The following is a 26,351-nucleotide window of genomic DNA, read 5'->3' on the forward strand; positions in this document are numbered from 1 at the left end:
TATGCCAGACGTAACCTACGCCGATCCAACCACTACTAGAACCCCGCTAAATTTTGATGTCTTGCCACCGATACAGCAAGCGTCACCAATAGTTAACCCTCCAGCAGTAAGGCAACCTTTCAGCGCACAGCAGGTTAGTACTGGACAGCTTGCACGACCAATAGATTACCATGCTCAACCTCAAAATATCCCCAGTGTTCAACAACAAATAAAACTTGATAGTGCAACATGGAAAACAATTGATATAACACCCAATTCTTCAGCTAGACCTAGAGTTTCTACCACCCAATCTGTACTAGCAGGAACAAATGTTGTTAGTGGCAATAACTTTGCACAAGAACAGGCTTTTGAGCAAGCTGCATACCTTCTAGGATGGTCATTGTCTGGTTTTTGGGATGGTGCAATTGAAGGGAAAAACTACCCGAATGAACAGCTTAGACTGAAGAGAGATTTCGCTGAGGATGGTGCTTACGCGATTGGCAATAAAGTTGGCGATCAGGTACGAAATATTGGGCAGCAAGGTAAAGCTAATTTAGAAGACCTCTGGAAGAATCGCCCCCAATTTGAAATTCCAACTATTCAAATTCCTAAATTTGATAGACCTAGAATACCAGATTTGAGCATTCCAAAAGTTCCAGAATTTGATATACCCCAACTGCCAAAAATTAAGTTTCCCGGACTACCAGAACCAACAGTACCAGAACCTAAAAGTAAACCACAACCTACAACAAAAGAGAAAGATATCCCAATTCCAAGGGAACCTAAAATAAAACCTATCCCAAAAAATCCTATTGACAGACTTAAAGCGACTGACTTAAGTCATTGCGGTAATGTTGATTTTTGGTTTGGTACGGGATTTATCGCTTTTCAAGATGGTACTACTGTTAGAACAAGCGTAGATACCGTAGTTCAAAATATTAGGTCTTGGTTTCCTTATCTTGATGAATCAGCCTTTAATTTAATTCAAGGTATTGGCACCGATGGCAATGTTCAGCGTTACTTAAAAGACAATACTTTTTATATTACTACACTAACCCGTCGTGCAATAAGTGCCGGGAAGTACGGCGTAGCTGCCACAAATCTTGATTTCCCTAAGATGTATGTGGCAGAAATAGGTGTTTCTATTCCGGCAACAAGAGCAAGCAATAGTGTCATAAATACAGCAATAGATTTGGGTTCTATTGATGGCATTGCGGGAGAATTGTTGCACTATCAAACTACAGTTCAAAGTGATAGCTGTCTTTTACCAGAACCTACACCAACTACCTCCACTCCACCACCATTACCACCACAGGATTGTGAATGTATGGGATGTTGCCCAGAGATTGATTACAGAAAAATTAAAGCGCTTATAGATGATGCAGTATCTCAGCTTGATGTAACTGCTGCAATGCCTCTTTCCTTCCAAATTAGACATGAAGGTGATACACCCCAGATGATAATTCAATTTGCTGAAAGAAAGAGCGCTGCAAATGGTAATAAACCTGCAAAGTATGATAGTGCAAAATATCCAATCACTGTACCTCACTGGAAAGGCGGACAGAATGATAAGCCTGCTTTACCACCATATAAAAAAGGTAATTGGGAAGGAATTTTGGTACTTGCTGATAATACTAAAGTGACAATAAATGCTCAAAATGAATCAGAATGTATAAAAATATTGAATGCTATTAAACCTTGGATAGACTCAAAGATGTTGGAAGGAAGCTACTTTAAAGGTGGCAAGATAACGACTAAAGAACCAATTAAAGAAACACAGGTCTACCCCAAATATGGCAGGTATTTTGGCAAAGGACAGAAAAATGGTAAACCTGACTGGAGAGTAGACTTCCCATAATGCAAAGATGTCCGAGACGAATAAAATGTCAAAGCGACAAAGACAACAAGCCTGATAAGAATGGCAAGCAGACATATATATCAATGAGTGATGCTTGCAAGACACTTTACCTTGATAGAAGTACTATTCGTTATCACATTATTCGTAAGCGGATAAGAGCATTTAAATCAGCTGGTAAATGGTGGCTGAATTTTGATGATGTAGAAACCTTCTCTAAGTGGAATAGCAGCAATTCACAAGTAGTTAAGTGAAACTCGGTCAAGGGTTAAGGCTCGATAGGGAGAGTAAGCGATTGTTAGTGACAACGACACCTTGTAGCCACTAGTTTTGATGTATTAAAGGAAACCAATTCTAGGTACATACTTATGGCTGCTAGCGTTACTACAGTTGCAACAACTCTTGAAGGTCAGTTATGGGAAGTTGCTGTTCGCGCCCAAATTGCTGAATTAGCGATTGATCCGGCAGACCGGCCCAACAATATCCAAACTTCAATTGATACTGAGAATCAACTCGTTACTATCACTTTTTCCGCCCCCGCCACATTTAGCGTGAGTGCTGCTGGTGCGTTGGTTGCTACTCCTACTGCTTACCTGCCGTAGGCTTTACGCGGGGTGAAACCCCCGCCTGATTGCAAACATTATTCAAAAATGGAAGACAATGGCAACTGATTCAAAGACTCAAGTTTATTTCATCAATCTTGGCGGTAGCGTGGGCAATATCGGTGCTATGCGTTTTGCGTGGCGCGGTAAGAAGAATCTGTACAAAAATATTGCGGATGGTCTAGGTGTTGTTCTAGCAAAGGATACTGATTCTGGGCTAATGTTCGGTGCTAATAACCCCCGTCCGGCACAAGTGAGAATTGGGTATACCGATGCTAATGGAAACAGCAAGTCAACGATTAGATTTTGTGAACCAGACAAAATCGGTGATGTGACGACTGGCGGCAAGTTGAACGGTAAAAAGGTATGGGTTGCTGGCAAGGAATACAATATCAACAACGTGGCAATTAAATCTAATTAATTGACATGGAATTAGCGGAAGGCTACCAAAATCTAAGAAACGATTACAACTGGAATATCAGATTTAATCAGCTAGTTAGTGGCAATAAAGATTTCGATGTTCCGAGAGAATTTACAACAGGAATTATTGCGGTTATTGGCGACACTACTAACATTAATCCAAGCAACGTAGTTGGGTATATTATGCAAACCGTAGATTTATTCCAAGTCGGCGGTATAGCACAAATCAACAATAGGATTACTATTCCCAACAAAAAACCTACGGTGATTTTATTTGAGAATTCCATTAGTCCGTATCGCATTAGATTTAAGTTTGCCTTCCCGGTAGGACATTGCACTCTTAAAGTGTGGGAAGCTATCCCAAAATAATTTTAAGTAATAAAAATAAGAATGAAATTTGATGTTAGCCTTGGCAGTTTTTTGCTGGCTTGCATTGGAGCTACTTCTGGTTGGATAGCTTGGTGGATCGGTAAACGTCAGCAAACGATTCAAAAAGCTGTCGCCGATGCTGAAAAAGCTCTTAATGATAAGCGAAATTTTGATCACCTTGTTAGAAACCAATCTGAGATTTCAAAAAATATCGCTTACGGCTTCCAAGATATTGAGAGCCAAATCGCCGATCAGAATAATGAGCTTAGGGAAATCAAAGCTTGGTTGATCCGTGGCAAGGCTAGCGAGTAACCCTCTGGGGATTCACTCTAGTAATTTGTCGGTGGCGTGGTGGCGATGGACTGGATAATCAAGTCGTAGTGACCTTGCACCGCCTCATCCCAAGTTGAGTAGAAGCGTTTTTCACGATCGCAACTCCCTCCAGTTACCAGTGACTCAAAAATCTTAGGTTTTTCAACAGTCCCAATATTTACGCCAGTAAATACAGTTGAAACGCTGATGGAACTATGAATGACAGAAAGGATCACTTGTGTGTTAGCAATTGTGCACCAGGCGGCCCATTCTTCAAAGTCAACAGGGATAGGGGTATGTCCGTCTAGTTTGTAGTAGGGAGTCATAATCTCCATTTTGTCTGTTCATTTCAAAAAGTCCCAACTTTCAGCCAATGGGACGTGCCAATAGGAGCATTCCACATATTCATCGGTTTGGGGATGCTTTTTAAAAGCGTGTCCCCCAGCAAAAAGTATTTCTGGATAATTGTCTAGCTCTGGGATTCGTATAGTTTTGCGTTCGCCGTCATCCCTAATTAAAGTAATCTCCATAATTCACTTTTCGTCACATTTTAACTGCTTAGTGGACACGCGAGAAAGTCCACTGGGCAGTAAGCGTTTTTAATTAAATTAGTCAAAGCTTTAGTGCTGTTTACCCTTGAAAATTGGGGCTTTTGGAGCATGACACCAACTCAATTTAGTCAAGAATTAGTCAAGCCCAAATTTAGAGCGCTGGAAGTAGTGGGTGACGAGGGATTTGAACCCGCAACCAATAGATTAAGAGTCTACTGCTCTACCGTTGAGCTAGTCACCCGCACGAATAACCATGATAGCACAACTTTTGACAATTTAGCTAGTGCTATGCCCAAAAAACGAATTAAAAGGGGAATTTGACGGTAAAGGTGGTTTGACCTGTTGCACTCTCTACATAAATTGAGCCGCCTAAATGTCTGACCATTTTCTGCACTAATGCCAATTCCAGCCCCGTGCCGCTATGTTTCCAAGGATCGTGTTTGGAAAGGTGATAAAAAGGTTCAAAAATCCGCGAGAGTTCATTGTTGGTAAGCTCTATTCCCGAATTGGTAATATTAAGCTCGACTGCATCCCCGATCAACTGAGCAGAGACTGAAATTAATTCCCCGGCTGGGGTGTATTTGCAGGCATGGTTGAGCAGTTCGGTGACAATCCGCTCCAAATCAGTGATATCTGTCTCTAAAGGTGGCAGTGCCCGATCTACAGTCAGGTTTAACTGCTGTCGCTGGCAGTTGGTGAGGTCTCGAAAAGACTCGATAATGGGATGAAGCCAGCTTTGAAAGTCAATGGCAATCAAGGTTGGGGGATCGGGTTCAGCTTCGAGATATGTGAGTGTGAGTAAGTCGTTAATTAACTTGCTTTCTCGCCCACACTCGTTATGCAGAATCTGCAAGAGTTGCGGGACTATTTCTATTTCTGATATTTCTGCTGGTGTGAGGACACTTTCGAGAGTTTGGACTGCAAGGCTAATGCTAGTTATTGGTGTCCGCAGTTCTTGGGATAAAGTTCTGAGAAATTGGTTTTTGAGCCGATCGCATTTTTCTAGTTCTTTTACCTGTGCCTGGTTTTGTTTGTAAAGCTGGGCTTGACGAATGGCGATCGCACATTCATTTGCTACCTGTTGCATTAGCTCAATTTCAAATTCGTCAAAAGCCTCTTGCGATCGTCTTGTCAGCCAAATATTTCCTAAAATTCCTTGAGGATCGAAAATTGGACAAGCCATCTGGGACATAACTAGCAATTTTGGTTCCCATCCCGGTAAAATTTCCAAAAATTGCAATGGTTGTTTTTGCAACAGCGGCTGATAAACTTCAAGATAATCTGCAATCTGTTTAGTTAATCCTTTACATTGAGGCAAATTAATACTGTATTCGTAAGCAATAGTAACTAGAGTTTGACAGGTACTGTAAAGTTCAATTTGGCAACGCTCAAGGTTTAGTAATTTTGCTAATTCCTGGGTAAGTGTCTGCAATACCTGAGTTTGATCCAGACTGTCGCGGATTTGTTCTGTCATACGTCGCACCAAGGCTTCAAAGTTTCGCACCTGCTGCAACTGACTAATGTGCTTCTGCTTTTGTAACTCCATCTTGGCTTTGAGATCCTGGAGTTGCTGATGCAGTTCTGCCTGTTGGACTGCAATGCCGATTTGAGTTGCCAACTGAAGAGCCAAGTCAGTTTCTGTTTGCTGCCATTGACGCGATTGGTGGCAATGCTGGGCAATCAATAACCCCCACATATCTTGCTCTTGGAAAATCGGCATGACAAGATTGGCTCTGATCTGCAAAGATGTCAGGAAATCTATATGGCAAGGATGCAAGCCGGCTGCATAAATATCTTCGACAACTTGAATGCAACCTTGTCTGTAATGTTCTGGATGTTTGCCAGTGAAGCAGGGATCGGTGATGTTTTTGCCCAATAGGGGATCGCTTGTAACTACAGTTGATTCGGCAATGATTACTCCACTGCCATCAGCCTCGAAACGATAAATCAACACGCGATCGCAATTCAAAAATTGCCGCAGTTCAATTGTAGTCTGATGCAGAATTGTCTCTAATTCTACTGATTGGTGAATCCGTCCAGCGATCGCTTCTAGCAGTTGCTCTCGTTCAACCTGGAGTGCAACTGCTTGTTCTGCTTGCTTTACAGAAGTAATATTGCTACTAGTACCAATCAATCGATAAACCTTGGAGTTAGCATCTTTTAGTGGCGTGAGAGTTGTACTCCACCAAGTGGGAACTCCCTGAAATTGCAAACATTGTTCGTAAGAAATAGTTGTGCCGAATCGCACGCAGTCAGCATAATGTTGACGCACCTTTGCAGCATCAATAGCAGAGAGAATATCCTCTGGTTTTTTGCCCCGGAGATCGTCTGAGCGAATCCCTATCCACCGCTCATGAGTAGGATTAAGTGCCACATATCGGAAATCTCCATCCTCCAAAACATCAACTACAAATATTGATGCCTGTACAGAATCATAAATGCTTAGTAGAAACTGCTCGCTACTACTTTTTTCATCTACTTCTTTGCCGAAAAGAATTTGAGGTGGTGATAATTTTGTCAACTCCATAGTTGATTCCACTGGATTTATATTCATACGAGAGTCCCACTCTTGTATTACTGACTCTTCTAGGCGTTCTCTTGTCGTTAAGCTTGTAGTAGATGCACTTTAGCGCCTATAGCAAAGTGTTGTCAGCTGTTGCTCATCGAAATTGTGATCTTTCTCTACTTCTTGTCAGAAATCTAGGAAAGCTAATAGGAGTCAGCTTAACAAAATCCTGCTTTTTGAAGCTGAAAATACATTTGCAGGTGAGGGCAAATTTACTGCAATTTATTTTTAACAGTTTTTTAAAATTCTTGCATATATCTAAGTGCAAACCTAAATATATATCAATTAAGTTTATAATTCTTAATAAAAATGCGATTAATAGCGTCTGTGGCAACTTACAATCGCAATTTATGAGCATTGATTCCTGTGAGGATACCAACTAGCAGCCAAGTGATGCCTAAGCCGATGACTTCACCTAAAAATAACTGACTTAAGTAGCGCCAGATGATCCCCGCAGCAGAACCCACAGGGACAGCAACCGCCCAACTTGCCGCAGAGACGAATATCCATCGCCAAGCTACAGGCTGGGGAATGGCTAACCATTGTGCCAATCCAATCCCCAAGCCGCCAAGGGCACCATAAACCGCCCCTGACAAGATTCTCACGGGAAGAATCTGAGTGCTAGGTACAATCCAACCCACCGCACCAATACCGATTGCAGTAATAATACTCCAACCCAAAAGACTTGACAAAATCCACCTGATACAACATATAGGTTGTTTGAGAAGACAACCTTGAGGAAGTGCGATCGCAAATCCGCCGATAGCAGCTTCTAGCACCCCAACATCTGGCTTTTCACCGACTTCAATTAAGAGTAAACTCAATAAAAATCCGCCAAAAGTAGCTAAAGTCCACAGCAATGTAAAGCCAAATTTAGTATTATTAGGCGCGAATGGCATCAAAGTTTCTTTGTTTGTAATAGTCTGACAGTTTTTGCATTAAACATCTCAAAAAAACCTTTGCGTCGCTGTTGGGGTGATTCAGGTACAATGTAACCCCAGAGACTCTCCCAGTAGAAAAAGGAGATACCATCAAAATTGCGATCGCGTACTACCTGAACCTGTTCTCTAACTTGTGCCATTTTTACCGGATTACCTACTGTTCCCGTTGATATCCCAATACCTACAGGAATTAGACTTTGAGCTAATTTTATCGATGGAAGTTCTAGTTGAGCGATAAAAGACTTTTTGTCATTTCGATATACCTGCAAAATCAACTCATTAACTAAACCTTTTTTTACCCAATTTTCCCAATCTTGCAAATAGTATTTATAAGCAAAAGCTTGATAGTTGGGAGACAGAGATATTTTGATTTTGGGCTTAACTGCCTTCACAGCTTGATAGATTTCTGCCATAAAATCAGTAATTTTATCTGCCCGCCACCGCATCCATTCTGGGTTAAAAGGGTCATTAGGGGGACTTTTGCCTTGATGTTCTTGCTGGTAGAGTTCAATAGTGAAGCGATCGTAGCCGAACTGTACAGGCATCCCAAAATGGTCGTCAAGCTGAATACCATCCACATCATAATCCCTGACTACTTCTAAAATTAACCCTTGGATAAACTCTTGTACTTGTGGATGTAAGGGGTTTAGCCAAGCCTGTTTAGTTATTAAAAGATTGTCGATTTCTTCTGGTGGAGCATCTTGAATAGAGTTTATACCTTCTTGCCCAATTGTCAACCAGTCAGGATAACGCCTTGCTAATTGTGAGTAATGCGGCGTCATGAACCCGTATTCAAACCAGGGAATGACTCTCAAATCTTTATTTTTGGCAAGTGTGATTATTTTTGCTAAAACATCCTGTCCACCGTGCATAAAGTTAAGCAAAGGTTGAGTTTCTGATCCTGTAGTTATTTTAGCTACAGTACTTTTATAAAAAGTATGTCCTCGGTTCCAAACTACAGGATAAATCGTATTAAAGTTGAGAGTTGATAACTGATTTATGGCACGGTTAATACCCCAAGGGACAAATAGTACACCACTAGCAACATTAGTAAGCCAAACGCCGCGAATTTCTGTAGTTAAAGGACTGGTTTTTTGGGAATAAACTGGCAGTGAAGAGGGTAAAAAAACTGTTAAAGTGACTACTAATCCCAAACACAGCAAGTAAGCAACACAACGGCGAGCAACCCGATTCATTTGTAAGCGTGACCTAGTGCGATCGGAATATATATAACTACAAAATAAAGTTGTAATCCTCCGGATGATGTAAAGAAATGATGATTCAGAATTCAGAAGTCAGAACTCAGGAGTCAGAATATTTGAAATAATACGGAGCCAGTTTTGGTTAAGAATATACTTGACGATACCAAAACCTAATAAATTCTAAATCCAAACTCCTTAACTCCTAACTCAATACCATTCAAAGCGCTACTTGTACAAAATCGTGGGTTTTTGAGACGCGATAAATCGCCGTCTCTACAAGTGTTTTGGTTTTATCCTGTATTGACTCCTGACTCCTGAATTTTGATTCCTGAATTCTTTATTCTTAAAATCTTTCCACGCCTTCAAATCGCTTGAGTGCTGATGTATTTGCTGCTTCACCACAAGTCCGTGGTGTGGGGAATATCTTTTCAGGATTTGCTAACCCTTTAGGATTAAAAACTTGCCGCACCCATTGCATAGTTTCTAAATCAACTTGGCTAAACATCTGTGGCATATAGCACTTTTTCTCTTCACCGATGCCATGTTCGCCAGAAATACTACCACCGACTTGGACGCAAAGTTTGAGAATTTTTCCACCCATTTCTTCTACTTGCTCTAATGCACCAGACACAGAATTATCATAAAGAATTAGCGGATGAAGATTGCCATCGCCAGCATGAAACACATTAGCAACACGATAACCGTATTGTTTACTTAACGCCTCAATTTCATGTAAAACATAAGGTAACTGAGTCCGGGGAATTACACCATCTTGCACATAATAATCTGGGCTTAAATGCCCAGCCGCAGCAAAAGCAGCTTTGCGTCCTTTCCATAATTTCAAACGAGTTTCTGGGTCAGTAGCAGAAGTGACATTCCGCGCCCCATTCTTTTTACAGATTTCGGTAACTCGCTGCTTATTCCCTGCAACTTCCACTTCTAAACCGTCAATTTCTATTAGTAAAATAGCTGTTGCATCGCGGGGATAACAATTAGTTGCGACAACATCTTCAACTGCATTGATGCTGAAGTTGTCCATCATTTCCATACCACCAGGAATAATGCCAGCGCTGATGATGTCAGAAACAGTTGCCCCGGCAGCTTCAATACTAGTAAAATCTGCCAAAAGCACACAAATTGATTCTGCACTTTTGAGAATTCGCAACGTAATTTCTGTGGCAATTCCTAAAGTACCTTCGGAACCAACAAAAACACCTGTTAAATCATAACCAGGCATTTCTGGAATTTGTCCACCTATATCGATAATTTCCCCTTCTGGCGTGACAATTTTTAATCCTAAAACGTGGTTAGTAGTAACGCCGTATTTAAGACAATGTACGCCACCAGAATTTTCGGCAATGTTGCCCCCAATAGAGCAGATAATTTGACTAGAAGGGTCAGGAGCATAGTAAAATCCAGCACCACTAACAGCTTGTGTTACCCAACTATTAATCACCCCTGGTTGTACAACAGTCCGTTGATTTTCTAAATCAATGCTGAGGATTTGCCGCATTAAGGAAGTAACAATTAAAACAGAATCTTCTAATGGTAAAGCGCCGCCAGATAGACCAGTACCAGAGCCACGTGCGATGAAGGGTATAGAATATTGATTGCATATCTTCACAACTTGGGCAACTTGTTCTGTAGTTCTGGGTAACACCACCACAGCCGGACGTTGGCGATAGCCAGTTAAACCATCACATTCATAAGTAATGAGTTCTTCGCGGCGTTGCACCACACCATTTTTGCCAAGGACAACCTCGAATGCTTTGAGAATGGGTTTCCAGTTGCGTTGTTTTTTATCTTGGGTAAGCATAGTTTTTTAAAGTTCAAGGTAGATGTTGCAGGCTGGTTAGTATAGCTGTAATTACTATTGTTGCAAGAATAGCAGTCAAAAGTGAGTAAAAGCGATCGCACGATTTGAGTATGGAAGGTGCGATCACATTTGATGGAGAGGAAAAAGTTGCTTGGCTTGAACAATAACAAAATAGCCTTTAAAGTGTTAGGTTTTGCTCTTCAACACAACCAACTGCCTACAAAATCTAATCCTGAGTCTCTTGAGATATCAGAGCAGTTCGTTTTGCATATATACGTAAAATATTGTCATTTTTAAAAATATATGCATAAATATATTTATAGCCGTGTATATATATCAGAAAAAAAATATGTCTAGTAGCATATATGATTTGCCAAGCGATGTGGGCAAAACTTTGTCCGAGTTGAGAAAAATAGCAAAAAAGAAGCAAGCTGATATTGCAGCAAGTATAAACGTAGCGCAAAGCCACATTTCACGTATAGAGAAAGAGAAAGTTACTCCTACAAGCCAGGAAGTAGAGGGATATATTAATACTGTTGGTACGAAAGAGGCAAAGGATTACTTAGCATTTTTGAAACCTTGGAAGATTTTGAAGCGCCCATCATTCAATAATCCACAGAGAGAAGAGTTATGGAAAGCAGAAATTTCTCTTCGAGAATTGCAACAATTAATCTTTGAAGGGGCATCTGATTTTGTAATACGTCAAGCAGAGATGTATCAAAATACTGTTCGGAAAGAGGCTGAATATCTTGCATCTCTTGAACACTCGATTATATATACAGGCTCAATTGGTGTGGGTAAAACAACAGCTGTTGGCAAGTTGACAGGGTTAACAATTCCACAAGAGAAACAATTAACTCGTCAAAGTGTTCTTGCAGTAGGGACTGGTAGGACAACGGTTTGTGAAGTTGCTATCCGATGCGGAGAAAAATTTGGAATACGTGTCAAGCCTTATTCCTTGGATGAAATAAACAAATTGCTTGAATATATATGCATGGATAGCAATAATAGTAATGAGGAAAACCAAGAGAATCAACAAGAAGTAGTTTCTCAAGAAATCCAGCGTTTGCTATTTAATATGGCTGGATTGAAACGAGAAACTTTTACAGAGTTAGCGAAACAGCATGAAAATCCAGAACCTCTATTTTTGAAGTTTTCAGAGATGTTAAAGCTTCAAGAAAGATCGCGAGAGGAAATTTGGTTTGATAAAACATCTAACCAGACAGGTATAGAATGGCTAAAAGAGACCTTTCGATTAATCAATTATGGTCTCCATAAAGAATTTTCCGTGCCAAGACGGATTGATGTTATGGTTCCAGACACATTCTTTCAGTCCTCTAGCTATGACTTAGAGATTATTGATACAAGGGGTTTAGATAAGGATGGTACAGCAATCCGACGCGATTTAATGGACTGTCTTAATAACCAACGAAGCTTGACAGTGTTTTGTTCTCGCTTTAATGATGCACCAGGTAGTGAGATACGCGATCTGATTAATACCCTGATTCAAAATGGTTCTGAGAAAGTATTACAAGAGCGTGTAGTCATTCTTGTTCTTCCGAAAAATGACGAAGCTTATAACAAGACTAATGATGCTGGAGACTTAGTAGATTCAAAAGAAGAAGCATATAATCTAAAGTGTGAAGAAGTACAGACTGCATTACAGCCACTACTTAAACAAATCGATGTAAAAGATATACCAATTCTATTTTTTAATGCTCAACCAGAACAGGACAATCCTGCGGAGATAGCTCAGGCTCTAATTGAGAAACTGGATAAATTACGGTTGAATTATGCTAAACGTCTATCCAGTACAGTAGAGGCTATAAACGCTTTGATTAGAAATCAAAAAGAACATAATGCACAGAAGGCATACGAAATAGTTAACAATCAATTAAAGATTTTTTTAGATCGATGGCAGGGAAAGCCTCTATATTTTGGGCGTATTCATGAGAAGCTATTAATACCAGAAATGCGAAAAACTCATGCAGGTACAGTACGCGCAACCACACGCCGTAATGGAACCTTAGACAAGTTTGATGTCTATTTACTTCTTGGTAATGGTTCTAAGTTTGTTGCCTGGAACACTACTATGCCTATTTTTCACGAGTTAAAAGGAATACTTCAAAATTTAGTTGGAGATTCTCTAGTCAAAGAATACGCAGATAATTTTGTAAATGAAGTATTATCGAATTGGGATGAATGGCATCAAGAATTCCTTACCTACTCAGAACAAATCGGGGAACAAATTTTTAAAGGTACTCTGATAAAGAGCGATATCTGGAAAGAGTGTGTGGTTATAAAAGGTTCAGGATTTCGTGATGAAGTAATTAGTAAACTTAAACGATGGTTTACTGCTACCGATCAACAGCACTTACACGACTTATTAAATAAAAGTATTGAAGAAGCGTGGCAAGAAAAAGTTTTTGGAAAATTAAACAAATTGATAGGTAATATTTAAACCTAAAAGTCATGATATAAAGGATAAAATCATGGTTCAGGAAGTTCTAATTAATGATGATGATTTCTATGTGCCAGATGCTAACCAGCTAGTCACTGAAAATGATACACCTGTGGATAATTTTGCATCTGCCAAACAACAACGCCTTTTAGTCGGATCTCTTTACAGTTCTCTACAAAACCAAACTTTTTTAGCTGAAGCTAATGTAGGTATTTACTACACAGACCTTCAGCCCCCCATTGTGCCTGATGTCTTTCTCAGCTTAGATGTCCAAGTGCCTCAAAATTGGTGGGAAAAACAAAATCGTTGTTATATGGTTTGGCGTTTTGGCAAACCTCCAGAAGTTGTCCTCGAAATTGTCTCTAATAAAGAAGGTGATGAACTGGGCAAAAAGCTGGAAATTTATGAACACATGCGGGCTAGTTACTACATCGTATATGACCCAAACCAGCAATTAGGAGAAAAAGTACTACGCATTTATGAACTTAGAGGAAGGCGCTACTTTGAAACTTCAGAAAATTGGTTAGAACAAGTTGGTTTAGGTATAACTCTGTGGGAAGGTGAATTTGAAAGCAGACAAAATAATTGGTTACGCTGGTGCTACCAAGATGGTAATGTTTTATCGACTGGAGATGAACGCGCTTCCATAGCCGAACAACGTGCCCAAATGCTAGCAGAAAGGCTACGGGCTATGGGCGTAGATCCCGACAATCTGTAGAACACTAACAGTAAAGGCGCAAAGTTTTTTGCGTTTCTGCATGAGTTTATAATTCTCACGAACTTGTGCAACTTATAAACTCATTTATCCGATGCCAAACCTTCTCTAATAAATTAGGATCATCTGAATCAAACCATTCAATTTGCGGATATGCTCGAAACCAAGTGCGTTGTCGCTTGGCAAATTGTCGGGTATGCAAAATTGTTAATTCTTTTGCTTCATCTAAGGAAATATCCCCAGCCAGATATTGTTTAATTTCTTGATAGCCCAAAGTATTCAACAAAGACAAATCAGCGCCATATTTTTGACAAAGATACTCCACCTCAGCAACCAAACCATTTGTTATCATTTGCTCAGTACGCTGTTGAATACGAGCAAGCAACTTTTCAACATTGCAATCTAAACCAATTTGCAAAATCGGATAATTCGGCGGATTCTCCCCTTGCTGTTCTGAAATGGGATAACCAGTGACATAATATACCTCTAAGGCTCTTAAAGTTCGCACTAAATCATTGCCATGAATTTTTTGTGCGGCAACGGGATCGACTTGTTGTAAAATTGCGTGGAGTTGTGGTTGTCCGAGAGATTCAAGCTGCGATCGCAATTCCATCTGTGGTGCAACTCTCGGAATTTGCATCCCTTGGACAATCGAACGTATATATAAACCAGTGCCACCAACTAGAAACAGTGGTGTAACGCCAACAGAAGCAATTAAGGCTTGTGTTTGCTGCTGATAATCTGATACTGTCATCATATCTGCTGGATTGCAGATATCTATTAAATAGTGTGGCACCAATCTTTGTTCAGCTACAGTTGGTTTAGCTGTCCCAATATCAAACTCACGGTAAACTTGACGAGAATCAGCACTGAGAATTACAGAACCCAAACGCATCGCCAAAGCCAAAGCCAAACCCGATTTACCCGTTGCCGTTGCTCCACAAATCACAATTAATTTAGTCATTAGTCATTAGTCATTTGTCATTTGTTATGGGGCATTAGGCATTGGGCATTGGGCATTGGAAAGAGGACTTGGAGACAAGGAGAATTGGGGACAAGGGGAAAGACTTGTTGTAAGTTCTAAACTTTTGTCACCTTGTCACCTTGCTTCCCCTGCTTACCCTGCTCCCCCAGCCCCTCTGCTCCCCTGCTCCCCTGCTCCTCTGCTCCCCCAGCCCCTCTGCTCCCCCAGCCCCTCTGCCTCCCTTGCCCTCTTCCACGGTACTGCAACCCCAGTATAAACTTCTCTTGAAAATGCCCTACAGACGCCAGCAAGGCTTTTGTGTTACAATTTTGGAGTGTTTTTACTTTTATTTGCCTTTCGGCGATTTTAAACCCACGCATCAGGAGAGTTTACATGACGAGCAGTTACAGTGCCGATCAGATTCAAGTTCTGGAAGGTCTGGAAGCCGTCCGCAAAAGACCAGGAATGTACATCGGTACCACTGGGCCGCGAGGACTCCACCATTTAGTTTACGAGGTGGTGGACAATTCAATCGATGAGGCTTTGGCGGGTCATTGCACTCATATAGAAGTGGATATCAACGCTGATGGTTCGGTGACTGTAACAGATGATGGTCGCGGTATTCCCGTAGATACTCACTCGCGTACCGGGAAATCGGCTTTGGAAACCGTAATGACGGTACTGCACGCCGGTGGTAAGTTTGGCGGTGGTGGTTACAAAGTTTCTGGAGGATTGCACGGGGTTGGTATTTCTGTTGTTAATGCCTTATCTGAAGTTGTAGAAGTTACGGTTTGGCGAGATAAAAAGGTTCATCTTCAGCGCTATGAACGTGGTGTCCCAGTTAGTGAACTGCAAGTCAAGCCTTACAAAGAAGCTAGAACTGGAACTTCTGTTACTTTTAAGCCGGATGTCCAAATATTCACTACTAGCATTGAGTTTGATTACATCACTTTATCAGGTCGCCTACGGGAATTGGCGTATCTGAATGCAGGTGTCAAAATTACTTTTACTGACCACCGTTTAGAACTACTAAAAAGCGATACAGCTAAGGTAGAAACCTACGAGTACAAGGGTGGGATCAAAGAGTACATTGCGTACATGAACCGCGAGAAGCAACCGCTGCATGAAGAAATTATCTATGTGCAGGGGGAACGGAACAATGTACAAGTGGAAGTTTCTTTGCAGTGGTGTACTGATGCTTACACGGATAATGTACTAGGTTTTGCTAACAATATTCGCACGGTGGATGGTGGTACGCACTTAGAAGGGTTAAAAGCAGTTCTGACTCGGACATTAAATGCGATCGCCCGCAAACGAAATAAAATTAAAGAGAATGAACCTAACCTCAGTGGCGAACACGTCCGTGAAGGTTTGACTGCGGTAATTTCGGTTAAAGTCCCCGATCCCGAATTTGAAGGACAAACTAAGACTAAACTCGGTAACACCGAAGTTCGCGGTATTGTGGATTCCTTGGTGGGAGAAGTCCTCACTGAGTACCTAGAATTTCATCCCAGCGTTGCTGATTCAATTTTAGATAAAGCTATCCAAGCTTTCAAAGCCGCAGAAGCAGCGCGTCATGCACGGGAATTAGTTCGACGCAAATCTGTACTGGAATCTTCACCATTACCCGGTAAATTGGCAGATTGTAGTTCTCGCGATCCTGGCGAATCCGAGATATTCATCGTAGAAGGGGACTCAGCCGGCGGGAGTGCCAAACAAGGACGCGATCGCCGTACTCAAGCTATCTTGCCTCTACGTGGTAAAATTCTCAACATTGAAAAAACCGACGACGCTAAAATTTATAAAAATAACGAAGTTCAAGCGTTAATTACAGCCCTCGGTTTAGGTGTCAAAGGTGATGAATTCGATTCCACCCAACTGCGCTATCACCGGATAGTCATCATGACTGATGCTGACGTAGATGGAGCGCACATTCGGACTTTGTTGTTAACATTCTTCTATCGATATCAGCGATCGCTCATCGAACAAGGCTTTATTTATATTGCTTGTCCCCCACTGTATAAAGTAGAACGGGGACGTAATCATGAGTACTGCTATAGCGATCGCGAAAAAAATCAAGCGATCGCCAAATTTCCGGCTAACGCCAACTATACCATCCAACGCTTCAAAGGTTTGGGTGAAATGATGCCACAACAACTATGGGACACCACCATGAACCCAGAAACTCGTAAAATGAAGCAAGTCGAAATTGAGGATGCCGCCGAAGCCGATCGTATCTTCACAATTTTAATGGGCGATCGGGTCGCACCCAGACGAGAATTTATCGAAACCTATGGCTCTAAACTCAACTTCACCGATCTAGATATCTAAATACCAGCAGTCCTAAATCATTCATAAAAAACAAGATCCCCGATTTCTTTGAGAAATCGGGGATCTTTAGCTTTCAAGTATTGCTTGACATTGCTGCAACACAGCGCAAGGGACGTAGGAGAGGGACTGGGGGAGAGATCAAAATAGCACTCGTCGAACTCACGTATTTTAGTAAAGACTTTATATCCAAAATCTTATAAAAACTACCTCTTTTGGTTGATGACAAATTATGTATTTTAGAAAAAATTCGGATTAATATTTTTCCCACTACAAATTATGTCGTTAGATGAGTGACTATATTCACAAATTCATTAACTATTGTTAATAATTCCTTATTAACTGGATTCTACACAAAGCTATGAAAGTGAGCAAAAGCATAGTAGGAACATTGTTCAATATTATTGGCATCGGTAGCTTAGTTGCTCTGTCTGCCTGCGCTCAACCTGTTGTAGAAACTCCTACAGCAACTGTCCCTTCAACAACTGTCTTGCCCGTCACGCCAACTCCTACTCTCACTATTGCCACCCAAAATTTAGCAGAATTGGCAAAGTCAGCAGCTAGTCAAGGACAGTTTAAAACTCTTATCCAAGCAGTGCAAGCTGCCGGATTAACTGAACAATTGGCGACACCAGGCCCTTATACAGTATTTGCACCTACTGACGCTGCTTTCTCTGCTTTACCAAAAGCTACTCTAGACCAACTCTTACAACCAGCAAACAAACAACAATTAGTCAAGCTTCTGTCCTACCACCTCATACCTGGAGGAATTACCTCGCAGCAATTGACATCTGGAGAAGTTAAAACAGTTGAGGGTAGTCCGGTTAAAATCGCAGTCGATCGTGCCAGCAACTCAATCACAGTCAACAACGCTAAGGTGACTCAGCCAGACATCCCAGCTAGCAACGGCATCGTTCATGTAGTTGATCGGGTACTTGTGCCACCTAATTTTCCTGCAAGTCTAAACACCACCCCAACACCACGCTAATTCTGCAAAGTTCATAGTCTCCAGTTTTCAACTTTGAAAGCCATTGTGATTTTGAATTAATCTCTAATAATCAATAAAAAAAATTAAGTTGACTTGTCATACAAGTGATAGGCTTTACTACAAAAACTACATAAATTTCATTTTTTCGCTTGCAAAGTCATATAATTTACCAATTGTCAATATTGTCAAAACAATCAATGCTCAATTGTTAGCAAAACTACCAACTTTATCGGAAAGTTAGTCCAGATAATACTCTTTGCTCTGACTCGCTGATTAATTTGAACCACTAGCTAGAAACACATTTGTTATGCTTTAAGGAAATAACTAAATATCATCTATCCAACAGCAATTAATAAGTATTTTGAGGATTTCTCATCATCAGATGACAGAAAATTACTGAGATAAAAGTATTGAAATTTACAATCAATTTACGTAAAAAGATTTTGTCACTAAATCATCAGGTAATCTGCTGGGTTCTCTGTGTTCGAGGTAATAGCTGTTGGAAGTACACAACATAAGGCTGAAAACTTGTTAATATCTTCATGTAGTGCTGTGGCGATCGCGATCGTCTTGTATGTATCTAATGTACTTTTGCCTAAGAGTAAGACAAGATTGGCAAGTTCGCAGGACAAATTGTTTTTGAATTGATTAAAATATCCTTGTATACAATAAAAAAAGTTTGTCAAGTTTCATAGGGCTGAAATCACCACAGTGCGCTAACGTGTGAATAAGACCAAATTAGTAAACCTAAATCGATCTGCGATCGCATCGATTCTGCCACCGCCTCAACTCCTCAGTTAAGGTAGTTAGTACGCAAAAGGTTAACTGCTTTCAGGCAAACACCACCGTTGTTGTATTTACCCAAGGACAATACCCGTTTTAGTCTAAGGGATGCTTAATTTATGAAGGAAATGTAAAAATGGTTAGGTTAAGAGGAATAGTCTGAGTTAACATATAATTCACTCTTTCTCAGTAATTAATGTTGTGTAAAATACATGAAATTCGGCATAAGCAAGCGTACTTACTTCGTAATGTAATAAGAGCGTCACTGCAATTCCGAAAAGTAGAGAAAAAATTTCCGGGTATAAATCCCGTTTTCAATGTCTTTTTGGTGAAAGTAGCTAAAAGTTGCTTAATGAATTCATGATTAATACACAAAAAGAGTGCAATTTCTGTGAAACAGGCTACAATCGGAAGAGTCTTTATACAAAAATCTGCCAACAGTATGAACTCATTTGTATAGAGTGGTAAATTTTTTGATAAAGGCGAGTCTTTCTTTTGACCAGTTAGTTGAAAGCAATATGTGATAGCAACACATATAACATTTACTAAAGTGAGCAAGTCACCTTTAGTAGTTGCTTAAACTAAAGTAAAAACCCTCCTACCGGAGGTCTAAAACTTCCGAAAATATCTCTGGCAAATCTGCCAAAAAGCTTATTTTCGGTTGGCAATTGGCTCGTTTAAAAGAGCAGTAAACACATCTTGAGTAATTGATTCTGCAAGGAGCATGAGGAACGCGGCATGAACCAGGCTAACAACGTACTCGAAAGCATATATCAGCCTGACCTAGAAATAATGAATCAGCCTGAGCTCGAGTTAGAAGAACTCTTAATAGACGATGAAGAGGACTTGCTGATCGTAGATGAAGGTGACGAGGAATTTTTAGAGCCTCAGTCTGATGAGGACGACGCAAAGTCTGGAAAAGCCGCTAAATCGCGTCGTCGGACACAAAGCAAGAAAAAGCATTACACAGAAGATTCAATTCGGCTTTACTTGCAAGAAATTGGTAGAATTCGTCTGTTGCGGGCAGACGAAGAAATTGAATTGGCGCGGAAAATAGCCGATTTGCTGGAATTAGAGAGAGTACGCGAAAGACTCTCGGAGCAATTAGATCGCGATCCTCGAGATAGTGAATGGGCAGAAGCAGTACAACTGCCACTACCAGCCTTTCGTTATCGCCTCCATGTTGGTCGTCGGGCGAAAGACAAGATGGTGCAATCTAACCTCCGTCTTGTAGTTTCAATTGCTAAGAAATACATGAATCGTGGTTTGTCGTTCCAGGACTTAATTCAGGAAGGCAGTCTCGGTTTGATTCGTGCCGCTGAAAAGTTTGACCACGAAAAAGGTTATAAGTTTTCTACATACGCTACATGGTGGATTCGTCAAGCAATTACCCGCGCGATCGCAGATCAATCCCGCACAATTCGGCTTCCAGTTCACCTTTACGAAACCATTTCTCGGATTAAGAAAACTACCAAGTTACTATCTCAAGAAATGGGTCGCAAACCCACCGAGGAAGAAATCGCTACTCGCATGGAAATGACCATTGAGAAGTTGCGGTTTATTGCGAAATCTGCCCAGTTACCAATTTCATTAGAAACGCCAATTGGTAAAGAAGAAGATTCTCGATTGGGCGATTTTATTGAATCCGATGGTGAGACACCAGAAGACCAAGTTTCCAAAAATCTTCTGCGCGAAGACCTTGAAAAAGTCCTCGACAGTCTCAGCCCACGCGAACGCGACGTTCTCAGACTGCGTTACGGTTTGGATGATGGTCGGATGAAGACCCTTGAGGAAATCGGACAGATTTTCAACGTCACCCGCGAACGGATTCGTCAAATTGAGGCGAAAGCACTCCGCAAGTTACGCCATCCAAATCGTAACAGCGTTCTCAAGGAATATATTCGGTAGTCAATTAGTCATTAGTCATTAGTCATTAGTCATTGGTCATTAGTGAATAAGCAAATGACAAATGACAACTGACAAATGACAAAAAAATAAAACCTGGTAGTGAATTAGCACTCCAGGTTTTTTTATTTATAGGTCATCTTAAATATTAAAACTTATTATAGGATGCCCCAAAAATGTAGAAATCCTTGACCAGAAAAAAGCTCAACCAAAACGGCTGCTAAAAAGCCAATCATTGCCAAGCGACCGTTCCAAATTTCTGCTTGTGGGGTAAAGCCCCAACGCCAAGCGTTGCGATCTTCAATTACGGGAGTAGTGACTTTTGTTGTGGTTGCATTTGTCATGGTTAGAACTCCAAATTCAATTTTTAATGTTTATTGCCTTATGTAAACTAATATAACAAATATTTTCATAAAGGCAACATTTTTTATATTTTTGTTTCCATAGCTTGACATAAATAGAAATAGCTATTTATACAGACTAAAACATCAGCCTTCAGTAAGAGTTTCTGAGATAGAGAAATGTTATTCAGACTTTTAGCTTGATAAATAATCTCATTAATTTAGTTAAATTGCTTGATTTTCAATATATTTTGCCTTTTAAAATAAAAAAATTATTGAGAATTTAAGTTACTACCAGACAATTTCCATTTCTTTTGCAGTCGAGACCAAACCAAGCTTCTCGTAGATATGTTTACCATCCTCAGTGGCGTGAAGCCAGAGGCGTTTTGCCTCAGTTGCTCTCACAAAGCTGATAATTTCCTTTAATAATGCTGTTGCAATTCCCTGTCCTCGCCACATCGGAATTGTATAAACGTTCATAATGTAGCCTTCTAAGCCTGAGAAATTGCCGTTGTAAGGGGGTCGTTGAAAAAAAACCAAGCCGCTAGTGGCAACAATTTGGTTATTCACTTCAGCTACCCAAGCTAAAAACTCACCCGTCGGCATTTTTTCGCCAAGATATTTTCGAGTTGCTTCTGCTAGGTTTGTGGTGTCAGAGTCACCTTTAATATCGCCAGCTTCCCGCAGGAGTTCGAGACGCAGTTGGATTAGCGCCTCTAAATCCTGCAAGTTGGCTTGTCGCAAGTTGAACATCACCTTAATTTACGATCGCACTTCCGCCACGGTGATGATTTTTTCATCGCGGTTGAGTTGGAGGATGCTTTCACCTTTGACATCCCTACCTAAAAGCGGCACTGTTTCCACAGGTATGCGTACTACCCGCTCCTTATTCGTTACTAAAGCTATCTCGCCAGATGCGATTGCCATCACCATACCAGCTAAGTTGTCAGTTTTGCTAGCAAATTTCAGCGCTTGCGTGCCTAAATCACCGCGATTAGCCGCTCTTAACTGACTCGCAGCCATCCGCTTGGCATATCCTTCTTGAGTAACTAGCAGCAGTTGGTCGTCTTTACCGACAGTGACACAGCCAACCATTTGCTGATTTCTCAATAGTCGAAATGCTTGTAAACCCATTGCTGTGCGTCCCATGACCGGCAATTGTTCATCATTAACTGCAAAGCGCAACATTCGCCCACCGGAACTAGCTAAAATCAGATGCTCCCCTGGAGCGGTGAACTGGGTGAATGACAATTCATCATCATCTTTGAGCTTCAAAATTGTGATTCCGCGCCGAGTCAGGTTAGTGAATTCTCCCAAAGACAGACGCTTAATTCTTCCCTGTTTTGTTAGGAGAATCATCTGCCTAGTTTCGAGGTTTTCCGGCAGTAAAAAGCGGCTGACCACAGCTTCTTGAGTGCCTTGAGCAGTACTACTGAGCATAGCGATCAAAGGTTTTCCCCGTGGAGAACGCCCAGTCGTTGGGGGAATTTCTCCCACATTCACCGGATACACTTTGCCACCACCAGTTAGTATTAGCAAGTCTTTCCCTGTGTCGGTCAACACAGTTTGGATAATGAAGTCATGATCGTGTAGACCATTTTCAGCTTTTGACTTTCTCCCAGATGGCTGGGTGCGGCGAACATAACCTCGTTGAGTAAATTCTAAAATAGCTTCCTCTACTGGTTCAGAAGATTTAAGTTCCTCCTCCTCTGCGCCTCTGCCCCTCTGCTCCTCTGCCCTAGACTTTTGCTCCTCTGCAATTTTCGTGCGTCGGGGATCGCTGTACTTGCGCTTGAGCGATCGCAAATCTTTTTTCAGCGCCTTCAATAATTCGCGGCGATCGTTGAGTAATTGCTCCAATAAACTAATTTGTTCGCTGATCTGCTCAAATTCCTGCTGCAAATTTTGCTGTTCTAAACTAGTGAGGCGACGCAACGGCATAGCGAGAATTGCATCTCCTTGTACCTCACTCAAATCCAGTCGGCTACAAAGGTTAATTTTTGCCGTACTCCCATCGGGAGCTTGGCGCAAAATTTGAATTACCTCATCCAAATTAGACAGCGCTTTCAGCAAACCTTCTACCAAATGCACGCGACTTTGGGCCTTACCCAACTCGTAATTGTAGCGACGGTTCAGCGTCTCTTCTCGGAATCTCAAAAACTCTTGCAACAATTGACGCAAACTTAACTGGCGGGGTTGTCCATCGACTATTGCCAGGAGAATCGCCCCAAAAGTCATTTGTAAAGCAGTTTGGTGATATAAATTCTGGAGAACTTCTTGGGGATTGGTATCGCGTTTGAGTTCAATTACCACCCGCATACCTTCGCGATCGCTCTCATCTCGAAGATCGGAAATTCCTTGCAAGCGTCCTTGATTTACTAAGTCCGCTACCTTCTCAATCCAGGCAGCCTTATTCACTTGATAAGGCAATTCTGTAATGATAATTGCCGTCCGGCGCTTGTTTCCCCTAGCTGCTGGAATTTCCTCTAGAGTTGCGACTCCCCGCAGCAGAATTCCACCTTTACCTGTGGTATATGCTTCGCGAATTCCCGCTTCACCAACTATTTCCCCACCAGTGGGAAAATCTGGCCCTGGAATTAGCTCAAATAATTTTTCATCTGGCAAATCTGGGTTGTCGATTAAAGCAATTAACCCATCGACAACTTCTCCCAAATTGTGGGGTGGTACATTTGTCGCCATTCCCACGGCAATACCAGAACAGCCATTGAGTAACAGAAACGGCAACTGAGCAGGTAACACCGTTGGTTCTTGCTGGGAATTATCGAAGTTACCAACAAATTCCACAGTTTCTTCACCAATTTCTGTCAGCATTCCCTCATGGCTGATGGGTGCGAGACGCGTTTCTGTGTAGCGCATCGCCGCTGGCGGGTCATTATCGACGCTGCCAAAGTTACCGTGTCCTGCCAGCAAGGGATAGCGGCTAGAAAAATCCTGCACCAGCCTGACTAAAGCATCGTAAACTGATTGGTCGCCGTGAGGATGGTATTTACCCAACACATCACCCACTACACGGGCACATTTTCGATAAGGTCTATCTGGTACTAAACCGAGTTCGTGCATTGCATACAAAATGCGTCGATGCACTGGTTTTAAGCCATCACGCACGTCTGGTAGCGCTCGCCCGACAATCACGCTCATGGCATATTCTAGATAAGACCGTTGCATCTCGGTGTGCAGGGCTGTTGGAATTACCTGTCCCGTTGAGAGAAGGTTTAACTGTTTTGCCATGAGTTTTTTCCCTGAAATTTAACTACACAAAAACCGATGGAACTCAACACTGCGGCAACCACAGCATAACGGATGAAATGAGATTCATAACAAAATTTTGATAGTCACAGAAGAAAAAGCAGTACTATCATCCTTGATGACGAAGATGCACTTGACTATTAAAAAGGATGCACACGAGTATAATCTACATAAACTTAGTAGCCATGATACTTTCCATGATTGCAAATCTTTAATTTTGAATTCTGAAATTCTTGAATATCCTCACCTCTATAACTAAAATTCTCATGAAAACTGTTTTAATTGTCGAAGACGATCTAATTAATGCTCGTGTTTTTTCCAAAATTTTGTCCAAGCGTGGTGGCTTGGGTGTAAAACACACTGAAAATGTCGAAGAAGTCATAAAAATTGCCCAATCAGGAGAAGCCGACCTGATTTTAATGGATGTTTCTCTCTCCAGAAGTGTTTACCAAGGCAAGTCTGTTGATGGAATTAAGATTACACAAATGTTAAAATCCGATCCAAAAACAGCAAACTTACCTGTGATTCTGGTGACAGCCCATGCTATGGAAGGCGATCGCGAGAACTTTCTCAAGCAAAGCGGTGCTGATGGCTACATTTCTAAGCCAGTTGTTGACCATCAACAGTTCGTTGACCAAATCATCGCACTTCTACCCACAGACTAACACTGAAAATTAACGACTTATTTTCAGGAATACTTGCCCGCAAATGTTTTTAGGCAACTAATTCCTGTATTTATCTAGTATAGATGTACTACGAAAAGGTACTATTAGGCAAGTGGCAATAGGACAGTTAGGAGTTATGAGTGAGGAGTTGAAATATTTAACTTTTAACTCCTAACTTTTAACTTCTAACTCCTAACTCCTAACTTAGACTTTTATTGAGTCGGCTGTTTTCTAGGCGTAGGCGCTGATGATGAGTTTTCTCGTTGCTGTATGGCTGCTTGAATACGTGGTAATTCTAGGAATTTTTTCGTATCAGACAGTAGACGATCGCCCCAAAGATTTTCTTTGAGGAAATTTAAATTAGCATAGCGCGAATCGATACGGAGTGCAGTTTCTCCCAAGGTTAGTCCTTGTTGGCGATCGCCTTTAGTATAGAGTGCCACTGCCAAGGCCAATAAAGGTTCTGCCGCTTGTTTTTCAAGGGTTACAGCAGATTGCCATCGCTTAATTGCTTCAGGGATATTACCCTGTTCGTAGTTGATTAAGCCAATGTTGTTGAGTGCGGGCCAGAACTTTTTATCTTGGGAGACGGCTTTATCATACTGTGCGATCGCATCTGGCAATTTACCCAGCAAATAATAAGCATTACCCAAATCAAATAATCCCTCTGGATCGTTGGGTTTTAACTTCAAACCATCTTGATAATTGACAACAGCAGCCTGGTAATTTTTCTGCTGAAAATTTGCTGAACCCAAAGCAAACAAAATATCACCATTTTTGGGGTTAAGAGATTGCGCTTTTTTCAGACTAGCGATCGCGCCATCAAACTCTTTGGATTGCAACTGCAATCCACCCAACAGCAACCACACTTTATCATTCCCAGGAGCCAGTTGACTGGCCAGCCGCGCTCGTGGCAAAGCTAAGTCAACCTGTTGAAACTGAGCTAGTTGAGCCGCCTCTTGTGCCAAGCTCAACCCCTGCTTTTCTAACTTTGTCGCATCTAGTTGCAATGTATGGGGTATTAATGCCTGCGCGTTAGCGGCTTTTGGCATACTCCATAAACTACAGACCATTAAAAGAGAAATCAAACGAATATGTTTAGGCACACTACCGCCTTTAAGCCACTAATCAAAGAATCTTTCAGCTAGCTTAAACGATCTGCGCTGTTGGCGGTAGCAAAATCTTATAAAGAAAGGCAGGAGGCAGGAGGCAGAAGGCAGGGGGAGCAGGGGGAGCAGGGAGATGAGGGAGTGAGCGAGTGAGCGAGTGAGGGAGTTAGGGGACAAGGGGACAAGGGGACAAGGAGATAAACAAAACTCCT

Annotated in this window: 23 protein-coding genes and 1 tRNA gene; 11 read left to right on the forward strand and 13 right to left on the reverse strand. The window is 41.4% G+C overall.

The window, feature by feature from the left end; translation table 11 throughout:
- Nucleotide 1 precedes the first annotated feature (1 nt).
- The 5 genes from RM049_RS13745 (at nt 2) to RM049_RS13765 (ending at nt 3,537) form a co-directional block, all read left to right on the forward strand.
- Nucleotides 2–1,837 carry a hypothetical protein gene (locus tag RM049_RS13745; protein WP_322704550.1) on the forward strand — a complete coding sequence of 612 codons (1,836 nt, stop codon included), beginning with the start codon at nt 2–4 and terminating at the stop codon, nt 1,835–1,837.
- A 365-nt stretch (nt 1,838–2,202) separates the two neighbouring features.
- Nucleotides 2,203–2,436 (forward strand): hypothetical protein, encoded by a 234-nt coding sequence (locus RM049_RS13750; protein WP_322704551.1) that lies wholly within the window; start codon nt 2,203–2,205, stop codon nt 2,434–2,436.
- A 58-nt stretch (nt 2,437–2,494) separates the two neighbouring features.
- Nucleotides 2,495–2,857, forward strand: a complete 363-nt coding sequence (locus tag RM049_RS13755; protein WP_322704552.1) for a hypothetical protein — start codon at nt 2,495–2,497, stop codon at nt 2,855–2,857.
- 5 nt (nt 2,858–2,862) lie between these two features.
- On the forward strand, nt 2,863–3,225 hold the full coding sequence (locus RM049_RS13760) for a hypothetical protein (RefSeq protein ID WP_322704553.1): 363 nt from the start codon (nt 2,863–2,865) through the stop codon (nt 3,223–3,225).
- Nucleotides 3,226–3,246: 21 nt separating this feature from the next.
- Nucleotides 3,247–3,537 carry a hypothetical protein gene (locus RM049_RS13765; protein ID WP_322704554.1) on the forward strand — a complete coding sequence of 97 codons (291 nt, stop codon included), beginning with the start codon at nt 3,247–3,249 and terminating at the stop codon, nt 3,535–3,537.
- 17 nt (nt 3,538–3,554) lie between these two features.
- Here the strand turns inward: RM049_RS13765 and RM049_RS13770 are convergent, their stop codons facing one another.
- The 7 genes from RM049_RS13770 to glcD form a co-directional block, all read right to left on the reverse strand.
- A complete protein-coding gene (locus tag RM049_RS13770; RefSeq protein ID WP_322704555.1) occupies nt 3,555–3,773 on the reverse strand; it encodes a hypothetical protein in 219 nt (72 codons plus the stop codon).
- Between the two features lie 108 nt (nt 3,774–3,881).
- Nucleotides 3,882–4,067, reverse strand: a complete 186-nt coding sequence (locus RM049_RS13775; protein WP_322675389.1) for a hypothetical protein — start codon at nt 4,065–4,067, stop codon at nt 3,882–3,884.
- A gap of 190 nt (nt 4,068–4,257) precedes the next feature.
- Nucleotides 4,258–4,329 (reverse strand) — tRNA-Lys (locus RM049_RS13780).
- 63 nt (nt 4,330–4,392) lie between these two features.
- On the reverse strand, nt 4,393–6,642 hold the full coding sequence (locus RM049_RS13785; protein ID WP_322704556.1) for a GAF domain-containing protein: 2,250 nt from the start codon (nt 6,640–6,642) through the stop codon (nt 4,393–4,395).
- Nucleotides 6,643–6,989: 347 nt separating this feature from the next.
- Nucleotides 6,990–7,553 carry a hypothetical protein gene (locus RM049_RS13790; protein WP_322704557.1) on the reverse strand — a complete coding sequence of 188 codons (564 nt, stop codon included), beginning with the start codon at nt 7,551–7,553 and terminating at the stop codon, nt 6,990–6,992.
- Nucleotides 7,553–8,791, reverse strand: a complete 1,239-nt coding sequence (locus RM049_RS13795; RefSeq protein ID WP_322704558.1) for a glycoside hydrolase family 10 protein — start codon at nt 8,789–8,791, stop codon at nt 7,553–7,555. Before RM049_RS13795 ends, RM049_RS13790 begins: the two co-directional genes overlap by 1 nt.
- 349 nt (nt 8,792–9,140) lie before the next feature.
- Complete coding sequence (gene glcD / locus RM049_RS13800) at nt 9,141–10,613, reverse strand: glycolate oxidase subunit GlcD (RefSeq protein ID WP_322688177.1); 1,473 nt, start codon at nt 10,611–10,613, stop codon at nt 9,141–9,143.
- Nucleotides 10,614–10,962: 349 nt separating this feature from the next.
- On the opposite strand from glcD, the gene RM049_RS13805 reads away from it, so the two are divergent.
- Together RM049_RS13805 and RM049_RS13810 are read left to right on the forward strand one after the other, a co-directional pair.
- On the forward strand, nt 10,963–13,074 hold the full coding sequence (locus RM049_RS13805) for a helix-turn-helix transcriptional regulator (protein ID WP_322704559.1): 2,112 nt from the start codon (nt 10,963–10,965) through the stop codon (nt 13,072–13,074).
- Between the two features lie 31 nt (nt 13,075–13,105).
- On the forward strand, nt 13,106–13,792 hold the full coding sequence (locus RM049_RS13810) for a Uma2 family endonuclease (RefSeq protein WP_322704560.1): 687 nt from the start codon (nt 13,106–13,108) through the stop codon (nt 13,790–13,792).
- Between the two features lie 55 nt (nt 13,793–13,847).
- Here RM049_RS13810 and miaA read toward each other — a convergent pair whose 3' ends face one another.
- The gene (gene miaA, locus RM049_RS13815; RefSeq protein ID WP_322704561.1) at nt 13,848–14,753 is read right to left on the reverse strand and encodes a tRNA (adenosine(37)-N6)-dimethylallyltransferase MiaA; all 906 of its coding nucleotides are present in this window, start codon (nt 14,751–14,753) and stop codon (nt 13,848–13,850) included.
- Nucleotides 14,754–15,146: 393 nt separating this feature from the next.
- Between miaA and gyrB the strand changes: the two genes are divergently transcribed.
- Entirely contained in the window at nt 15,147–17,084 is a 1,938-nt protein-coding gene (gyrB, locus tag RM049_RS13820; RefSeq protein ID WP_322669473.1) for a DNA topoisomerase (ATP-hydrolyzing) subunit B, read from the forward strand.
- A 358-nt stretch (nt 17,085–17,442) separates the two neighbouring features.
- A complete protein-coding gene (locus RM049_RS13825; RefSeq protein ID WP_322704562.1) occupies nt 17,443–18,069 on the forward strand; it encodes a fasciclin domain-containing protein in 627 nt (208 codons plus the stop codon).
- 449 nt (nt 18,070–18,518) lie between these two features.
- Here the strand turns inward: RM049_RS13825 and RM049_RS13830 are convergent, their stop codons facing one another.
- On the reverse strand, nt 18,519–18,701 hold the full coding sequence (locus RM049_RS13830) for a hypothetical protein (RefSeq protein WP_322682581.1): 183 nt from the start codon (nt 18,699–18,701) through the stop codon (nt 18,519–18,521).
- Between the two features lie 889 nt (nt 18,702–19,590).
- Here RM049_RS13830 and rpoD point away from each other — a divergent pair.
- Nucleotides 19,591–20,760 carry an RNA polymerase sigma factor RpoD gene (gene rpoD, locus RM049_RS13835; RefSeq protein ID WP_322669476.1) on the forward strand — a complete coding sequence of 390 codons (1,170 nt, stop codon included), beginning with the start codon at nt 19,591–19,593 and terminating at the stop codon, nt 20,758–20,760.
- A 155-nt stretch (nt 20,761–20,915) separates the two neighbouring features.
- On the opposite strand, the gene RM049_RS13840 is transcribed toward rpoD, so the two are convergent.
- The 3 genes from RM049_RS13840 to gyrA form a co-directional block, all read right to left on the reverse strand.
- On the reverse strand, nt 20,916–21,101 hold the full coding sequence (locus tag RM049_RS13840; RefSeq protein ID WP_109009401.1) for a chlorophyll a/b-binding protein: 186 nt from the start codon (nt 21,099–21,101) through the stop codon (nt 20,916–20,918).
- A 288-nt stretch (nt 21,102–21,389) separates the two neighbouring features.
- Entirely contained in the window at nt 21,390–21,851 is a 462-nt protein-coding gene (locus tag RM049_RS13845; protein WP_322704563.1) for a GNAT family N-acetyltransferase, read from the reverse strand.
- Between the two features lie 9 nt (nt 21,852–21,860).
- On the reverse strand, nt 21,861–24,347 hold the full coding sequence (gene gyrA, locus RM049_RS13850) for a DNA gyrase subunit A (protein WP_322682579.1): 2,487 nt from the start codon (nt 24,345–24,347) through the stop codon (nt 21,861–21,863).
- Nucleotides 24,348–24,631: 284 nt separating this feature from the next.
- On the opposite strand from gyrA, the gene RM049_RS13855 reads away from it, so the two are divergent.
- Entirely contained in the window at nt 24,632–25,030 is a 399-nt protein-coding gene (locus RM049_RS13855; RefSeq protein WP_069073372.1) for a response regulator, read from the forward strand.
- Between the two features lie 212 nt (nt 25,031–25,242).
- Here the strand turns inward: RM049_RS13855 and RM049_RS13860 are convergent, their stop codons facing one another.
- Nucleotides 25,243–26,136 (reverse strand): tetratricopeptide repeat protein, encoded by an 894-nt coding sequence (locus RM049_RS13860; RefSeq protein ID WP_322669480.1) that lies wholly within the window; start codon nt 26,134–26,136, stop codon nt 25,243–25,245.
- Nucleotides 26,137–26,351: the final 215 nt, after the last annotated feature.

Source organism: Nostoc sp. DedQUE04, from assembly GCF_034530995.1.
Taxonomy (GTDB): domain Bacteria; phylum Cyanobacteriota; class Cyanobacteriia; order Cyanobacteriales; family Nostocaceae; genus Nostoc.

Excerpts from the sequence above, each read along its gene's own strand:
- RM049_RS13760 (WP_322704553.1), top strand. The coding sequence starts at position 2,863 with ATGGAATTAGCGGAAGGCTACCAAAATCTAAGAAACGATTACAACTGG.
- RM049_RS13765 (WP_322704554.1), top strand. The coding sequence starts at position 3,247 with ATGAAATTTGATGTTAGCCTTGGCAGTTTTTTGCTGGCTTGCATTGGA.
- RM049_RS13755 (WP_322704552.1), top strand. The coding sequence starts at position 2,495 with ATGGCAACTGATTCAAAGACTCAAGTTTATTTCATCAATCTTGGCGGT.
- RM049_RS13750 (WP_322704551.1), top strand. The coding sequence starts at position 2,203 with ATGGCTGCTAGCGTTACTACAGTTGCAACAACTCTTGAAGGTCAGTTA.
- RM049_RS13810 (WP_322704560.1), top strand. The coding sequence starts at position 13,106 with ATGGTTCAGGAAGTTCTAATTAATGATGATGATTTCTATGTGCCAGAT.
- gyrB (WP_322669473.1), top strand. The coding sequence starts at position 15,147 with ATGACGAGCAGTTACAGTGCCGATCAGATTCAAGTTCTGGAAGGTCTG.
- gyrA (WP_322682579.1), bottom strand. The coding sequence starts at position 24,347 with ATGGCAAAACAGTTAAACCTTCTCTCAACGGGACAGGTAATTCCAACA.
- rpoD (WP_322669476.1), top strand. The coding sequence starts at position 19,591 with ATGAACCAGGCTAACAACGTACTCGAAAGCATATATCAGCCTGACCTA.
- RM049_RS13790 (WP_322704557.1), bottom strand. The coding sequence starts at position 7,553 with ATGCCATTCGCGCCTAATAATACTAAATTTGGCTTTACATTGCTGTGG.
- RM049_RS13775 (WP_322675389.1), bottom strand. The coding sequence starts at position 4,067 with ATGGAGATTACTTTAATTAGGGATGACGGCGAACGCAAAACTATACGA.
- RM049_RS13855 (WP_069073372.1), top strand. The coding sequence starts at position 24,632 with ATGAAAACTGTTTTAATTGTCGAAGACGATCTAATTAATGCTCGTGTT.
- RM049_RS13795 (WP_322704558.1), bottom strand. The coding sequence starts at position 8,791 with ATGAATCGGGTTGCTCGCCGTTGTGTTGCTTACTTGCTGTGTTTGGGA.
- glcD (WP_322688177.1), bottom strand. The coding sequence starts at position 10,613 with ATGCTTACCCAAGATAAAAAACAACGCAACTGGAAACCCATTCTCAAA.
- RM049_RS13745 (WP_322704550.1), top strand. The coding sequence starts at position 2 with ATGCCAGACGTAACCTACGCCGATCCAACCACTACTAGAACCCCGCTA.
- miaA (WP_322704561.1), bottom strand. The coding sequence starts at position 14,753 with ATGACTAAATTAATTGTGATTTGTGGAGCAACGGCAACGGGTAAATCG.
- RM049_RS13845 (WP_322704563.1), bottom strand. The coding sequence starts at position 21,851 with ATGTTCAACTTGCGACAAGCCAACTTGCAGGATTTAGAGGCGCTAATC.
- RM049_RS13840 (WP_109009401.1), bottom strand. The coding sequence starts at position 21,101 with ATGACAAATGCAACCACAACAAAAGTCACTACTCCCGTAATTGAAGAT.
- RM049_RS13805 (WP_322704559.1), top strand. The coding sequence starts at position 10,963 with ATGTCTAGTAGCATATATGATTTGCCAAGCGATGTGGGCAAAACTTTG.
- RM049_RS13785 (WP_322704556.1), bottom strand. The coding sequence starts at position 6,642 with ATGAATATAAATCCAGTGGAATCAACTATGGAGTTGACAAAATTATCA.
- RM049_RS13825 (WP_322704562.1), top strand. The coding sequence starts at position 17,443 with ATGAAAGTGAGCAAAAGCATAGTAGGAACATTGTTCAATATTATTGGC.